Consider the following 14,520-nt stretch of genomic DNA (forward strand, 5'->3'; position numbering starts at 1 on the left):
CTGCTGTCCTGTGATTTGGCTGGTTAGAATGACAATTATCCGAGTCTATAAAGATAAATAAGATGAGAAAAATATCACTATATATTGCGATAAGTAGCGCATTTGCAGTTACCACAAGTTTTGCCGAATCATCTTATCAACAAGAATTACAACAAGGCTGTGCCAAAGTCAAAAATTATGCGCAGGCAGGAAAGAAGTTCTATGACCAAAAACAATACGTTAAGGCAGCAAAGCAATTTGAGAATCAAGCCGCATGGGCACACTTCTGCCAACTGAATGCAGAAGAAAGTGGGATCAAGATTACTGACCGAGATGTTGAAATCGCCAATAATAATGTGGGACTCAGTTATGCCAAATTGGGTAAACCGCAATGGGCAAGAGTCTGGTTTTTACGAGATAAAGATTCTAAAACCAGTCAATACAACTTAAAACAATTACCCAAACCCCAATTATCGACTGATCTACAAGGAGACTATGTCCGCGCCAATGGTTTTGGGCAATGGGATTACATTACGGTTAAAAAACAACAAAATCGATATCTTATTGATTTTGAAGGTTACTATTTTGGACTGCGTGGACTTATTTATGGTCCAAACCTAGGTTCATTTGAAACCACGATGCCAATTACTGCAAAACAGGCCAATTATCGTTACGAAGACTGTCAAATCAAACTGCAATTTTTGAATGACCCACAGCATGGACCCAAGATCGAGGTGAAGCAAAATAATGGTGCTTCAACCTGTGGCTTTGGACACAATGTTTATGCAGGTGGGACGTTCTATAAGGTTGAACGCAAATAAATCTAGTACCAACCATTTAGTTTTCTAAATTGTATTTACCCAACATTCACTATCGTGACAGGCGACATGGATGTCGCCATGTTCGACTGCCTTGCGCTGCTTCCAAAGCCATGCTTTGGAATTGCTCAGGATGTACCGTCAGTCGAACAAAAGATTTTTGTTACTTTTGATCTTTCAAAAGTAAGATATATCACCAAGGTAGAGACTTAAAAAAACAGATAAAGAATCCTTAATTGAAGAATATTAAATCGCAACCAACTCCCGAATCCCCTTTTCAGGCATATCCGTACCTTGTCCTTGCGCAATCACCTGGCCACGTGCCATGACGGTATAATTATCAGCAAGTTCTTCAGCGAAATCATAGAACTGCTCAACCAACACAATTGCCATCTCCCCTTGATCTGCCAATTTACGAATCACTCGACCAATATCTTTAATAATCGACGGCTGAATCCCTTCCGTCGGCTCATCCAAAATCAATACGCGTGGTTCTGAGGCCAATGCTCGAGCAATCGCAAGCTGTTGCTGCTGACCACCAGATAGGTCTCCACCACGGCGGTGTTTCATTTCATCCAACACAGGAAAAATTTCATAAAGATGACTCGGCACTTTACGGGTCTTGGCACCCGAAAATTTCGCCATTCCAATTAAAATATTCTCCTCGACCGTCAAAGTCGAAAAAATATCTCGCCCTTGTGGCACATAGGCCAAGCCCGCACGTACTCGTTGCTCAGGCGACATCTTGGCAATATCTTTTCCATCTAACAGAATTTGTCCCGATTTAATCGGCAGAATCCCCATTAAACACTTTAATAACGTGGTTTTACCCACGCCATTACGCCCAAGAACCACACTGCATTCTCCTACAGGCGCAGATAAAGACACATCACGCAGAATATGACTGCCACCATAAAACTGGTTAATTTGTTTCACTTCTAACATGGCAGTCCTCCTAGCGTCCTAAATACTTTTCAATCACATCTTCATTGGCTTGTACCTCTGCCAATGTGCCCTCTGCTAAGATTGCACCTTGCGCTAAGACCGTAACTTTCTCACTGATGGTGTCAATAAAGCTCATATCATGTTCAACCACAACTAAGGTGTGATTCTTTTTAAGTTCTAAACATAGTTCGGCTGTTCGTTCAGTTTCTGCATCCGTCATCCCCGCCACAGGTTCATCCAATAAAATCAGTTTTGGTCGCTGCATCAATAACATACCGATTTCTAACCATTGCTTCTGACCATGAGACAATAACCCTGCAGGCTTTTGTACAAATTCCTTTAAACGAATTTGCTCCAAACTTTCATCTAGTGCCAACTGCGCTTCTGGATCAAGTCGGCTAAACAAGCTTTTTTTCACTCGCTTATCTCGTGGCGCAGCCAGCAATAAGTTTTCCATCACGGTGAAATTTTCAAACACAGTGGGTTTTTGAAATTTCCGTCCAATGCCCACTTCAGCAATTTGCTCGGTGCTCATTTTGGCAAGATCATAGTTTTGCCCGAAAAATGCTGTGCCTGTGGTTGGACGGGTTTTGCCTGTAATCACATCCATCAACGTGGTTTTACCTGCACCATTTGGCCCGATAATGCAACGCAACTCACCCTCTGCGATATACAGCGATAAATCATTTAGAGCACGAAATGAATCAAACCAAACACTGACTTTTTCCAGATATAAGGCAATACCATGACTAAAGTCTGCACCTTGTGTTTTGGCGCGTCCGTAACCCTCACCCAGTTGACCACCATGTTGAGCTGAGTTGTTGTGTAAATCACTCATTTAATTACGCTCCTTTTTAAAGCGGTCAAACAAACCAATGACACCTTTAGGAAGGAATAAAGTCACCACAATAAATAATGCGCCCAAGATCAGCAGCCATGCTTCAGGTGCAGCTACCGTGAAATAGGTTTTAGCAGCATTGATCAGACCTGCACCTAAAATTGGGCCAATCAAGGTACCACGCCCACCCGCAGCAACCCACACGGCCATTTCGATCGAGTTGACAGGATTCATTTCACTCGGATTGATGATGCCAACTTGCGGTACATAGAGCGCACCTGCAATCCCTGCGATCACAGCCGAAAGCACCCATGCTGATAGTTTGTACCACAGCGTACGATAACCTAAATATTGCAAACGGTTTTCACTGTCACGGATTGCACCAAGTACACGACCATAAGGACGGTTCATCAATTGACGTAATCCAATAAAGCACAGCATCAATACCAAAGCAGTTACAAAACATAAGGTGGCACGCATCGGTGCAGAGGTAATATCAAAACCCAATAAGGTTTTAAAACCTGTGAAACCATTGTTTCCGCCAAAGCCTGTTTCGTTACGGAAGAACAAGAGTGCTGCGGCAAACACCATTGCCTGCGTGATAATCGAGAAATACACCCCTTTGATTTTCGAGCGAAATGCAAAGAAACCAAAAATAAAGGCCACAATGCCAGGGACTAAAATCACCAGTGCTATTGCCCAGAGAATATGTTCTGTTCCTGTCCAATACCACGGCAATTCAGTCCAACTGAGAAACCGCATAAAATCGGGTAAGCCATCGCCTGCGGATTGGCGCATCAGATACATGCCAAAAGCATAACCACCCAGTGCGAAGTACAAACCATGCCCTAAACTCAAAATACCAGCATAGCCCCACACCAAATCCAATGCCAATGCCACTAAAGCAAGGCACATAATTTTGCCAATCAAGGTGACCCAATACGCGGATAAGTAAAATGCTGAATCCGGAGGAAGCAGGTGCAGCCATGGTAAAAGTAGCAACACCCCGAAACACAGACCGATTGCAACCGCACTGTATGGCTGATCTGAAAACATTGTTGTCATTTTCATTGGCTTACTCCACAAAACGGCCTTTGATGGCAAACAAACCTTGTGGACGTTTTTGGATAAACAAAATCACAAGTACCAGTAGAATAATTTTTGCCAATACAGCACCCATGCCGATTTCCAACACCGTGCCACTGATCCCTAAACCAAGTGCTGCCAAAACTGCGCCCCACACTTGCCCCACACCACCGACGACGACCACGAGGAAAGCATCGATAATATAGTTCTGTCCAAGATCAGGTCCCACATTTCCCACTTGTGCCAATGCGCAACCCGCCAAGCCAGCTAAGCCTGAACCTAAGCCAAATGCCATCATATCGATACGCGCTGAACGAATCCCTACTGCACGCGCCATCTGACGGTTTTGTGTGACGGCACGAACGAATAATCCGAAACGGGTTTTATTGAGTAAGAACACCAACAACAGTAAAACTGCAATGGTGAATGCAATAATTGCAATACGGTTATAAGGCAACATTAAACTCGGTGTAAGCGCAATACCGCCACTGAGCCATGACACATTCGAAACTTCGACATTTTGTGCACCAAAAACCATACGTACCAATTGCATCAAAATCAGACTGACACCAAAGGTCGCCAATAAAGTCTCAAGCTGACGACCATATAAAGGGCGGATCACCGTACGTTCAATCAGCATGCCGATCAGCGCACTCACAAGGAATGCAGCAGGAATCGCAGCCAGTAAATACCAATCGACTAAACCAACAAAATGGGTTTTGAAAAAGCTTTGTACAACGTAAGTGGTATATGCACCAATCATGATCAATTCGCCATGTGCCATATTAATCACACCCAGCAACCCATAGGTAATAGCGAGACCAAGTGCTGCAAGCAATAAAATACTGGCTGTGCTTAAACCTGAAAACACATGTCCAGACCATTCACTGGCTTGTATTCTAGTTTTAATTTTACTCTTGGCATCCAACAAAGCCGTTTGTAATTCTTGGTTGGCAATCGGCTGCTCTAAGGTTTGCTCAATCATTGCCAATACATCAGGACGATTCGATTCAGCGAGAACATTGACCGCCGCAATTTTTCCAAATACATCCGCATCTTTAAACTCTAAACGTGCTTTAAGTTGTGCTAAACGTGCTTTGACTTTGTTGTTGCTCTCGTTGAGATAGAGTTGCTTGACCATTGCGACATCGATTTCAGCCAAGTTATTTTCCAAAATATCAACGGCTGCCAAACGCTGTGATGCATCTTCTGAATTGAGTTTCGCTTTGGCTTGTCCGAAATTAAGCGCTTTGCGTAAGGTATTCACCAAAGTAACTTGAGATAAATCGGCGGGCCAATCTTCCAATACCTGTTTGGCAGGATAACTGAGTAAGACCTCATCATTTTGTAAAATGTAAGTCTGTCCCGCACGATCGGTATACAACTCATTTTGGTCAATATACGCAACAAGCTGGTCTAGCTGTTCAATACTGGCTGGCCACTGATTCAGCATGGCACGACGTGTTGCAAAATCAGCTTTAACGAAGGTTTGAATCGCATCTTGAGCTGCAACAGTCGTCTCAATTGAAGGAGTGGTTGCTAAAGGATCTTGCTCTGCCCATGCAAGACTACAAAAAAAATGTGTCATCACGCAGAGCAATGCTAAAACATAGTGTTTTGCCATACGACTCGCCCTTATGGATCGTAGATTTTACGAAGAACCGAAAAAGAAAATGAAGAAACCTGCCATCGAAATAGCAGGTTTTAGAACAAGCTTATTTTGGGATATAAGGACTCCAAGGCTCTGCCTTGATGGTTTCTGGTGTTTTATAAACCACGTCAAATTGCCCATCTGCACGAATTTGTCCGATCATCACAGGTTTGTGTAAATGATGGTTGCTTTCATCCATTTTTAAGGTATAACCTGACGGCGCTGCGAAAGTCTGTCCTGCCATTGCTTCACGGACTTTATCGACATCTGTAGTCCCCGCTTTTTCAACTGCTTGCTTCCACATATTGATCCCAACATAGGTTGCTTCCATCGGATCGTTAGTCACAACTTTATCGGCATTTGGAAGTTTGTATTCCACAGCAAATTGCTTAAATTTATTAACAAACTCAGTATTTTTTGGATTTTTGACTGACATGAAATAATTCCATGCTGCCAAATGCCCCACCAATGGTTTGGTATCAATACCACGTAACTCTTCTTCACCCACCGAAAATGCCATGACAGGGATATCAGCGGCTTTAATCCCTTGGTTACCCAGTTCACGATAAAATGGGACGTTTGAATCGCCATTGATGGTCGAAATCACTGCGGTTTTTTTACCTGCAGAAAACTTTTTAATATTGGCAACGATAGTCTGATAATTACTATGACCAAATGGGGTGTACTCTTCCATAATGTCCGCATCGGCAATGCCTTTAGACTTCAAGAAAGCACGTAAAATTTTATTGGTGGTCCGTGGGTAAACATAGTCTGTTCCAAGTAAGACAAAACGTTCAGCCTTGCCCCCTTCATCACTCATTAAATATTCAACCGCAGGAATCGCTTGCTGGTTTGGCGCTGCACCAGTATAGAAAATATTTTTAGATTGTTCCTGACCTTCATACTGCACTGGGTAGAACATTAAACCATTTAATTCTTCAACGACAGGGAGAACTGATTTACGCGATACTGATGTCCAACTCCCGAAAATCACGGCAACTTTATCTTGAGTAATCAGCTGACGTGCACGCTCAGCAAATAACGGCCAGTCTGATGCAGGATCGACCACCACAGGCTCTAATTTTTTTCCTAAAACCCCACCGTTGGCATTGATCTCATTAATGGTCATCAAGGCTGTGTCTTTCAGTGAGGTCTCAGAAATCGCCATCGTTCCTGAAAGTGAATGTAAAATTCCGACCTTAATGGTTTCACCGCTTGCTGGTGCAGCTTTTGCTTCGGTTGTGCTCTGTTCTGTTTTCTCGGCTGGCTTTGAACACCCCACAAGCCCCACCCCCATCATGGCAGCCATCAGTACAGACATTGACATCATTTTATTTTGCATCTTTGTTCTCCACAGTTTGATCTTGTGATTTTGACTGAATGGAGTTATTCAATTTTCATGCCAATAGTTTAATATATTGTTTTATATATGTTTTTATAAGAATTGTTCTACAAAAATCCAATCTTGTATACAACATTGCATACAAAAAATACGCAGTGAACTAAAATGATGCATTTTTGATCTTCATAAAAAAGCCAAGCATCTGCTTGGCTTTTTCCGTTGAGCTTAGCCCATCATCTAAACCGCAATATCCGCCAAATTACCTTTCTGCTCTAACCAGTGTTTACGATCAGCCGCTCGTTTTTTCGCGAGTAACTTATCCAGCAAACCAGCGGTTAAATGCGCATCATCCAAGTCCAACTGCACCAAACGGCGTGTATTCGGATCCATGGTGGTTTCACGTAGTTGGCTGGCGTTCATCTCACCCAAACCTTTGAATCGCGTGATTTGTGGGTTCTTGTTGCCTTTAATATTTTTTAGAATCGCTTCTAACTCATCATCGTCCAATGCATAGTGCACATCTTTTCCGATATCAATTCGATATAACGGCGGCATAGCAACATATAAGTGGCCTTCTTCTACCAATGTCGGGAAATGCTTCACAAACAAAGCGCACAATAATGTTGCAATGTGCAGTCCATCCGAATCCGCATCAGCAAGGATACAAATTTTTCCATAGCGTAGTTCTGATAGATCATCACTGCCAGGATCAACCCCGATCGCAATCGCAATGTCATGTACTTCCTGAGATGCTAATACCTCATCCGAAGATACTTCCCAAGTATTTAAGATTTTGCCACGGATCGGCATAATCGCTTGGAAATTCTTATCTCGTGCTTGTTTAGCACTACCACCAGCAGAATCTCCTTCGACGATAAAGAGTTCACTATCTTCACGGGTTAAACCCACACAGTCTGCTAATTTTCCAGGTAATGCTGGACCAGCTACAATCTTTTTACGTTCAACTTTCTTAGCTGCTTTTAAACGACGACCCGCTTTGGCGATTGCCATTTCAGCTAATTGAGTCGCGATCTCGGCATGTTGGTTTAACCATAATGCAAATGCATCTTTGGCAATATTGAGCACAATATTCGAAGCTTCACGACTGGATAGGCGTTCTTTGGTCTGCCCTGAGAATTGAGGCTCTTGGAATTTCAAAGACAGGATGAAATTTACCCCATCCCACACATCTTCCGCAGATAGCTTCATATTGCGCGGCAATAAATTACGTAATTCACAAAACTCGCGCAACGCTTCTGTCACACCAGATCGTAAGCCATTAACGTGGGTGCCGCCTTGTGCAGTTGGAATCAAGTTGACATAACTTTCCTGAATCTGTTCACCACCCTCAACATTCCAGCAAATTGCAAACTCACAAGCAGCACGTTCCGCTTGTCCACTACTCACAAAAGCTGGGGCTGGCAAAATTTCACGATCTTCAAGTTCATCCATCAAATAGTCGACTAGACCATTTTCAAACTGCCATTCAATCTTTTCATTATTGATTTTATCGTCATAAATAATTTTTAAGCCTGCTGCTAACACCGCTTTGGCTTTTAAATTATGTTTAAGCGCTTTTAATGCGAACTTAGGACTATCAAAATATTTCGCTTCTGGCCAAAAACGTACCGTTGTCCCCGTCGCACGTTTCGCCACTTTGCCTTCTAAAACAGATAATGGCGCAACAGGCTCACCTTGCTCAAAGGCCATCTGATACAAGTTACCATGGCGTTGTACAGCGACTTCAACCCGTGTAGATAAAGCATTGACCACAGAGATACCAACGCCATGCAAACCACCTGAGAACTGATAGTTATCTGTAGTGAACTTGCCGCCTGCATGGAGCTTGGTCAGAATAATTTCGATACCACTTTGTCCATATTCTGGGTGAATATCAACTGGCATTCCTCGACCATTGTCTTCTACAGATAATGAACCATCTTCATAAATCGTGACCGTCACTTGATTGGCATGACCTGCAAGCGCCTCATCGACGGCGTTGTCAATTACCTCTTGTGCCAAGTGGTTTGGACGTGAGGTGTCGGTGTACATTCCGGGACGACGACGAACAGGATCTAAACCAGAAAGAACTTCAAGAGATTGTGCCGTGTATTGTGTCACTTGGTCTGATTTCCTTTTTGCAGGGCTGCCGATAAAAATTCGAGTACTAGAGGTAATTTTTCTTCAAAATCATCCATTGCATGATTACCATTAGCGTCGGTTAAAATCAATGATGATGGATGCGCTGCACTATAATAGCCTTGTGCTTGACGATAATCCAAGACTTCATCACCTTGTTGCAATAGCACCAGAATTTTATCAACATGCGCTAAGCTGGTCTCAGCAATCGATTGTAATTGCTGCAATTGATCGACATCAAGTGTCCATGCGTCGGTCACTTTGAGTGGAATCTGTTCAATTCCGAATAAATCTTGAAACAACTGCCATGGTCGCATAGCAGGATTGATCAAAACAGCAGGACATGCATATTTTGCGACAAGATAGGTCGCATAGAATCCCCCTAAACTGCTCCCCACCAATACCACTTGATCGAGTGGTAAACTTTCCACCAATACCGAAAGATGCTTCAAAACCTGTTGTGGTGGGTGATTTAAATCAGGCAAATGCACGTGAATGTGATCGTAATGTGCACAATATTGATACAACTGTTGCCCTTTTATTGACCTTGGGCTACTTCTAAAACCATGTAAATAAATAATTTGCATACGCACCTACAGCGTCATTTGCTTGACTTAAAGCAAAATGGATCACATTATTAATCACAATTGATAAACAAATAACAATATAATTTACTGATAAGCCCGAGATTGTCAGACACAAAAAACGATACTCTGCACCGTTCATCAGTATTCTAAAAAAAATACTGTTGAAACAAGAAAAGATGCATGCGTTTGTTGTAGTTTATCTAAACAATGTTAGGTCAATAACTTCAAACCTTCGGTATATATCAAGGATGAGGAAATCAATATGCCAAGTTTAACACCTCTACATGAAACCTACTGTAAATGGGACAGTACCCCTCCCAGTCAGGCGGATGTTTTGGAAGGTTTGGCACAACTCGTAAGCACTAGCTTAAGTGGGGTGCACGAATTAGTGCAATTGGTACAAACTGAAGTGTTACGGACAACGCTTGGTTTGAGTGCACAAAAGGCCAAAAAATTACAAAAGCACCCACAATTACAGAGATTTTACCAATTCTCCTATGTCGCGATTCAAAAATACGGCATTAACTTCCTTGCACCAAACTTGCGCAGAGTCATTGCAAAATTTCCAGTACTGCATGACAAGCCGTTGAGTCCTTCTTTACACTTTGTAGTCGGCGCACTCAATGGAATCTTTGGTGATTTTTTCTTAAAACAGCATAACCCGATGGCACTCCCTATGGTGCTGTATGATCATTATGGTTCATTGCAACAAGGTGAACTCACAGGTCGTGTAGTCATTTTGACACATGGTCTTTGTATGAACCATTTAACTTGGTCAAATCATCGCTATGGTGGCATCGGTGAACGCTTGCTTGCGCAACGTGATAACAACACCATGCTGTATCTCAACTATAATACAGGGCGTCGTATTTCAGCCAATGGTCGTAGCTTTGCCAATGTGCTAGAAGATCTAGTTCAACGTAATCCACGCATCACCAGTATCGATTTGATTGGGCATAGTATGGGAGGATTAGTCTCTCGTAGTGCTCTGTTCTATGGTAAGCAGAACCTATGCCAATGGGTTCACATGGTTGAAAATTTGGTCTGTATTGGCTCACCGCATCATGGTGCAGTACTTGAACGTTTTGGTTTCATTCTGCAAGATAAACTCGGCGCATTTCCATTTATTAGCCTTATCGGTCAATTGGTCAATATTCGCAGTAATGGGATTTTAGATTTACGTCACGGTAGCGTACGTGATGATGACTGGGAACATAATGATGCACGGATTGGTTTTGAAGATGACAATCGTAAGCCAGCACCATTACCATCACATATCAACACCTTCCTCATCGCCGGTACACTCGAGTTCGAAAAGCTTAGAACCAAAGCACTCACCGTAATTGGTGACTATTTGGTGAGTGTTAAAAGTGCTTTAGGTGAACACCCAAATCCTCGCTTCCAACTTAAACTTCCTGATACACATAAAGCGGTTTTCTATGGTTTGAACCATTTTGAGATTCAATACCACTCCAGTGTCGCGGAGCAAATTACCCGTTGGTTATATCCAGATGTGAGTGATAAGGTTGAAGCAGGTGTTCAAACCCATCTCATTAATATTCCAAATAATCATAGCTTTGAAGATCTGGAAGGAATTGTTGAAACCTAAACAGTGCTCCAAATTTTATCCAATAAAAAAGCCAACATCATGTTGGCTTTTTTACCAATTAAGCAGGATATTTTCTAAAGAGTTGCCATAAACAAATCACAAGGATCAGGCTGAAATAGATCAAAGACCAAACAGGTAGTGATTGTCCCAGAAAACTCCAATCAATCATGGCACACTCTCCTGAGCCAGACAGCACTTGCTGCAAAACTGCTTTCATCGGCAAAACATCAACCAAATAGTCTAAGCCTGGTCCACAGCTCGGTACTTGATCTGGTGGTAAATGTTGTAACCATACATGCCGTGCGGCAACGCCAGCCGACCATCCAATCGCTAAAGTTGCCAACAAGGCATAAAAGCGCTTAAAAAAGTTTGAAATTGGGTTGTGAATAAATGCAACTAATGCAATTAAACCCATGCCAATTAAACCAATTCGCTGGAAAATACATAAAGGACAAGGTTCAAGACCTTGCACATGTTCTAAATATAATGCAAATGCGAGCCCAATAATGCTCGTCAGTACCAATACAGCACTGACTAAACGGTAATTCCAGCGCATGGAAAATCCTCTAAAAAATGTCCTCTGTCGTAATAAGAGTGATCACCCTTACGATAAAATATCGACAGACCCTAGCGGTATTGTGCAAGATATTCTGCAAAACTCATGTGATTATCTTGTTCGAGTTGAGACTGTTTTTGCAACGAAGTTTGTGCCAAATGTTCGAAATATTGTTTTCTTTCTAAACTGATTTGGTGCTGCTCATAATCCTGTACATGCTGTTGAGCCATGATACTACCAAAGTTCCATGTCCCTCCATGTTGCAAGGTATCATTGATTACCTGCTCCGAAAGCGTATTTTCAACCTGATATAAGCGGTGTTGCATCACCTGTACAGCATCTTGGTATAGTGAAGTGCGGTCCATTTGATCCAATAAAATCGCGCAGGCTTGAATCTGACCAAGATGACGTTGTGCCCAATCTTGGAAAGGTACCTCAATCGGTCCATCTTTAATTTTGGCGTCTGCCGCACGCCCTCGATTGACAATTTCGGTTTGATTTAGATCTATCTGATCTTGTTCATCTGCCCACAATTCAGGGCTGTCATTCAACAAACAATACAAAGCTAAACTTTCCAAAAATCCAGCTGCAGTCTCATCAATACCAATCGCACGATAAGGATTGACGTCCACTGCACGTAACTCTACATAACCCACACCACGATTTTTTAACGCTTGGGAAGGTGTCTCACCTTGTTCTGGTACTTGTTTTGGGCGAATCAAACTATAGTATTCATTTTCAATTTGTAGAACATGATCATTGATTTGAATCGGCTCACCTTGCTCATCATCTAAGCCTAGGGCTGTAAATTGAGGATAAGGTGTGTGCACGGCTTTTTGTAAACCCTCTAAGTAATCATGCAAATCGTTATAGTGAATACCAAGCTGCTTTTGGGCTGAATTCTGATACCCTAGGCGTCCCATACGTAAGGCCGTTGCTTCTGGCAAATACAATGTCCCTTTGATCAATGCTTGTAAATGATGCTCACGACCAGTCAAAAAACAACGACATACGGATGGACTAGCACCCAATAAATACATCACTAAAGGCGTCAGTCGAATAAAGTTACGAATCAAACCAAAATAACGATGGCTACGATAATCCTGCAAACTGAGCTGCTTTAATTCAGCATTGGTTTCATGCTGTTGTAGGTCTTCAAACAGTTGATCGGGAAATGACAAGTTATAATGTACACCTGAAATAGTCTGCATACGGCGACCATAACGCACACCTAAACCATGACGATATAAAGTTTTAAAACGACCAATATTGGATGTACCATACTGCGCCAATCTAATATTTTCTTCATGATCATCCAACATACACGGCATGGAAAGCGGCCATAACTTTTCCCCGTCTTGCAAATGCTGATGCACCACATGATGAATATCACGCAACTCATCTAACGCAGCCGCAATCGTACTATGCGGTGTCGTGATAAACTCCATTAATGCTTCAGAATAATCTGTCGTGATGTGCGGATGTGTCAGTGCTGAGCCTAAAGCAATCGGATGGTTTTTTTGTGATAAAAATCCATTGCTTTGCATACGCAAACTTTCACGCTCGATACCACGTAACATACCTGCCAATTGCGAAGCATCTACCCAAGTTGGTATCACAGAGGAAGAAAGTGCGCTGGGTTGATTCATAATATATATGCTCATTGATTCACTGGCCAAACACTGAGTAGTGGCTTGCTTTTGTCAATTATAACGACTATTGCCATCTAGTCAGCTGATTTAATTTGGCAATTTTTATCACAAACTTGTTATTTAAGACATGCCGAAATTGTGATTTTATTAAAAAATAATTCTGCTGATGGATAACTTCTTATGCAAGCACAAGACATTCTAAATTTTTGGTTTGCTCCCGATCATCAACCACTTTGGTTTGCTAAAAGTGATGCCTTTGATGCCAAAATTCGTGAGCTTTTTCAATCAATCCATCATCAAGCTGCACAAGCAGAACTTTGGTCTTGGCGTCAAACTGCTGAAGGACGCTTGGCCGAAATTATTATTTTAGATCAATTTTCTCGCAACTTATATCGAGATCAAGCCCAAGCTTTTGCTTACGACAGCATGGCACTGATGTTGGCACAAGAGGCAATTAGTTTGCAACTCGACACTGAACTGAGCCCCGAACAACGCTCGTTTTTATACATGCCGTTTATGCATAGTGAGTCCAAAATGATTCACGATTATGCCCTAGCGTTATTTCAACGTTTAGGCAATCCCATCAATTTAAGCTTCGAAGAAAAGCATAAAGTGATCATTGATCGTTTTGGACGCTATCCACATCGTAATGCGGCACTTGGTCGAGTTTCAACAGCAGAAGAACTTGAATTTCTAACTCAACCGGATAGCCACTTTTGATCCGATCTTCCAGAGAGGAATAACAAATGAAATCGTTATTAATGTGTACGCCTGTACTCATCGCACTGACCTTTGCAGGATGTGCAACTGTTCCTAAACAACCCAAGACGTTTGATCAACTCGGTCAATTTACCGCTTATCCATTAAATAACAAAAGCTTTCGTATCAGCTTCCAAGCAGGAAATAATCTGAGTTATGGTACAGCGGAAGAAATCACTTTATTAAAAGCAGCTCAGACCACGGTAAAAAATGGTTTCAGATTTTTCACTGTCGTTGATGATCCGAGTAATGCACGTATTAAAGAGCAACGCCAAGCGGTGATTTATCCAAGTCGACCTTATTATCCGTATGGTTATTATCGTCGCCACCCTGCGTTTTGGCCGGATCCATTCTATGATATGCCACAAGTGGTCAATCTTGATCCAATCCAAGTGTCGTATACTATCGAATGCTTCAAGACTCAACAGCAATCGCCGGATGCCTTTGATGCGCAATTAATTCTACAATCCTTAGGTCAAAAATACGGATTGAGTCCAACAGGAGAAGTGTTGCAGCCACCTGCCTCACCTCAAAACAAAAAATGAATGAATAGGATGAC

General features: G+C 42.2%; 13 protein-coding genes. 4 read left to right on the forward strand and 9 right to left on the reverse strand.

What is annotated here, in order from left to right; translation table 11 throughout:
* Positions 1-62 precede the first annotated feature (62 nt).
* Positions 63-800: a hypothetical protein gene (locus tag F927_RS16105; protein ID WP_005087230.1), complete on the forward strand. Its 738-nt coding sequence runs from the start codon at positions 63-65 to the stop codon at positions 798-800.
* A gap of 243 nt (positions 801-1,043) precedes the next feature.
* On the opposite strand, the gene urtE is transcribed toward F927_RS16105, so the two are convergent.
* From urtE to F927_RS16140, 7 genes are all read right to left on the reverse strand, one after another.
* A complete protein-coding gene (gene urtE, locus F927_RS16110) occupies positions 1,044-1,742 on the reverse strand; it encodes an urea ABC transporter ATP-binding subunit UrtE (RefSeq protein ID WP_004641606.1) in 699 nt (232 codons plus the stop codon).
* 10 nt (positions 1,743-1,752) lie between these two features.
* The gene (gene urtD, locus F927_RS16115; protein WP_004641608.1) at positions 1,753-2,580 is read right to left on the reverse strand and encodes an urea ABC transporter ATP-binding protein UrtD; all 828 of its coding nucleotides are present in this window, start codon (positions 2,578-2,580) and stop codon (positions 1,753-1,755) included.
* Positions 2,581-3,651: an urea ABC transporter permease subunit UrtC gene (gene urtC / locus F927_RS16120; RefSeq protein WP_005087231.1), complete on the reverse strand. Its 1,071-nt coding sequence runs from the start codon at positions 3,649-3,651 to the stop codon at positions 2,581-2,583.
* Between the two features lie 4 nt (positions 3,652-3,655).
* A complete protein-coding gene (gene urtB / locus F927_RS16125; protein ID WP_005087233.1) occupies positions 3,656-5,290 on the reverse strand; it encodes an urea ABC transporter permease subunit UrtB in 1,635 nt (544 codons plus the stop codon).
* A 91-nt stretch (positions 5,291-5,381) separates the two neighbouring features.
* On the reverse strand, positions 5,382-6,659 hold the full coding sequence (gene urtA / locus F927_RS16130; RefSeq protein ID WP_005087235.1) for an urea ABC transporter substrate-binding protein: 1,278 nt from the start codon (positions 6,657-6,659) through the stop codon (positions 5,382-5,384).
* 237 nt (positions 6,660-6,896) lie between these two features.
* The gene (parE, locus tag F927_RS16135) at positions 6,897-8,780 is read right to left on the reverse strand and encodes a DNA topoisomerase IV subunit B (RefSeq protein ID WP_005087238.1); all 1,884 of its coding nucleotides are present in this window, start codon (positions 8,778-8,780) and stop codon (positions 6,897-6,899) included.
* Positions 8,777-9,385, reverse strand: a complete 609-nt coding sequence (locus tag F927_RS16140) for a YqiA/YcfP family alpha/beta fold hydrolase (protein ID WP_005087240.1) — start codon at positions 9,383-9,385, stop codon at positions 8,777-8,779. The genes parE and F927_RS16140 overlap by 4 nt, the downstream gene beginning before the upstream one ends.
* A gap of 262 nt (positions 9,386-9,647) precedes the next feature.
* On the opposite strand from F927_RS16140, the gene F927_RS16145 reads away from it, so the two are divergent.
* Positions 9,648-10,994: a PGAP1-like alpha/beta domain-containing protein gene (locus F927_RS16145; RefSeq protein ID WP_005087244.1), complete on the forward strand. Its 1,347-nt coding sequence runs from the start codon at positions 9,648-9,650 to the stop codon at positions 10,992-10,994.
* 58 nt (positions 10,995-11,052) lie between these two features.
* On the opposite strand, the gene F927_RS16150 is transcribed toward F927_RS16145, so the two are convergent.
* Positions 11,053-11,550, reverse strand: a complete 498-nt coding sequence (locus tag F927_RS16150) for a disulfide bond formation protein B (RefSeq protein ID WP_004641623.1) — start codon at positions 11,548-11,550, stop codon at positions 11,053-11,055.
* A 71-nt stretch (positions 11,551-11,621) separates the two neighbouring features.
* On the reverse strand, positions 11,622-13,199 hold the full coding sequence (gene gshA, locus F927_RS16155) for a glutamate--cysteine ligase (RefSeq protein ID WP_005087247.1): 1,578 nt from the start codon (positions 13,197-13,199) through the stop codon (positions 11,622-11,624).
* A gap of 183 nt (positions 13,200-13,382) precedes the next feature.
* Here gshA and F927_RS16160 point away from each other — a divergent pair, with 183 nt between their 5' ends.
* Together F927_RS16160 and F927_RS16165 are read left to right on the forward strand one after the other, a co-directional pair.
* On the forward strand, positions 13,383-13,922 hold the full coding sequence (locus F927_RS16160; protein ID WP_005087249.1) for a DUF924 family protein: 540 nt from the start codon (positions 13,383-13,385) through the stop codon (positions 13,920-13,922).
* 26 nt (positions 13,923-13,948) lie between these two features.
* The gene (locus F927_RS16165) at positions 13,949-14,506 is read left to right on the forward strand and encodes a CC0125/CC1285 family lipoprotein (protein ID WP_004641631.1); all 558 of its coding nucleotides are present in this window, start codon (positions 13,949-13,951) and stop codon (positions 14,504-14,506) included.
* Positions 14,507-14,520: the final 14 nt, after the last annotated feature.

This window comes from Acinetobacter haemolyticus CIP 64.3 = MTCC 9819 (assembly GCF_000369065.1).
Taxonomy (GTDB): domain Bacteria; phylum Pseudomonadota; class Gammaproteobacteria; order Pseudomonadales; family Moraxellaceae; genus Acinetobacter; species Acinetobacter haemolyticus.

Excerpts from the sequence above, each read along its gene's own strand:
- F927_RS16105 (WP_005087230.1), top strand. The coding sequence starts at position 63 with ATGAGAAAAATATCACTATATATTGCGATAAGTAGCGCATTTGCAGTT.
- urtE (WP_004641606.1), bottom strand. The coding sequence starts at position 1,742 with ATGTTAGAAGTGAAACAAATTAACCAGTTTTATGGTGGCAGTCATATT.
- urtD (WP_004641608.1), bottom strand. The coding sequence starts at position 2,580 with ATGAGTGATTTACACAACAACTCAGCTCAACATGGTGGTCAACTGGGT.
- urtC (WP_005087231.1), bottom strand. The coding sequence starts at position 3,651 with ATGAAAATGACAACAATGTTTTCAGATCAGCCATACAGTGCGGTTGCA.
- urtB (WP_005087233.1), bottom strand. The coding sequence starts at position 5,290 with ATGGCAAAACACTATGTTTTAGCATTGCTCTGCGTGATGACACATTTT.
- urtA (WP_005087235.1), bottom strand. The coding sequence starts at position 6,659 with ATGCAAAATAAAATGATGTCAATGTCTGTACTGATGGCTGCCATGATG.
- F927_RS16140 (WP_005087240.1), bottom strand. The coding sequence starts at position 9,385 with ATGCAAATTATTTATTTACATGGTTTTAGAAGTAGCCCAAGGTCAATA.
- F927_RS16145 (WP_005087244.1), top strand. The coding sequence starts at position 9,648 with ATGCCAAGTTTAACACCTCTACATGAAACCTACTGTAAATGGGACAGT.
- F927_RS16150 (WP_004641623.1), bottom strand. The coding sequence starts at position 11,550 with ATGCGCTGGAATTACCGTTTAGTCAGTGCTGTATTGGTACTGACGAGC.
- gshA (WP_005087247.1), bottom strand. The coding sequence starts at position 13,199 with ATGAATCAACCCAGCGCACTTTCTTCCTCTGTGATACCAACTTGGGTA.
- F927_RS16160 (WP_005087249.1), top strand. The coding sequence starts at position 13,383 with ATGCAAGCACAAGACATTCTAAATTTTTGGTTTGCTCCCGATCATCAA.
- F927_RS16165 (WP_004641631.1), top strand. The coding sequence starts at position 13,949 with ATGAAATCGTTATTAATGTGTACGCCTGTACTCATCGCACTGACCTTT.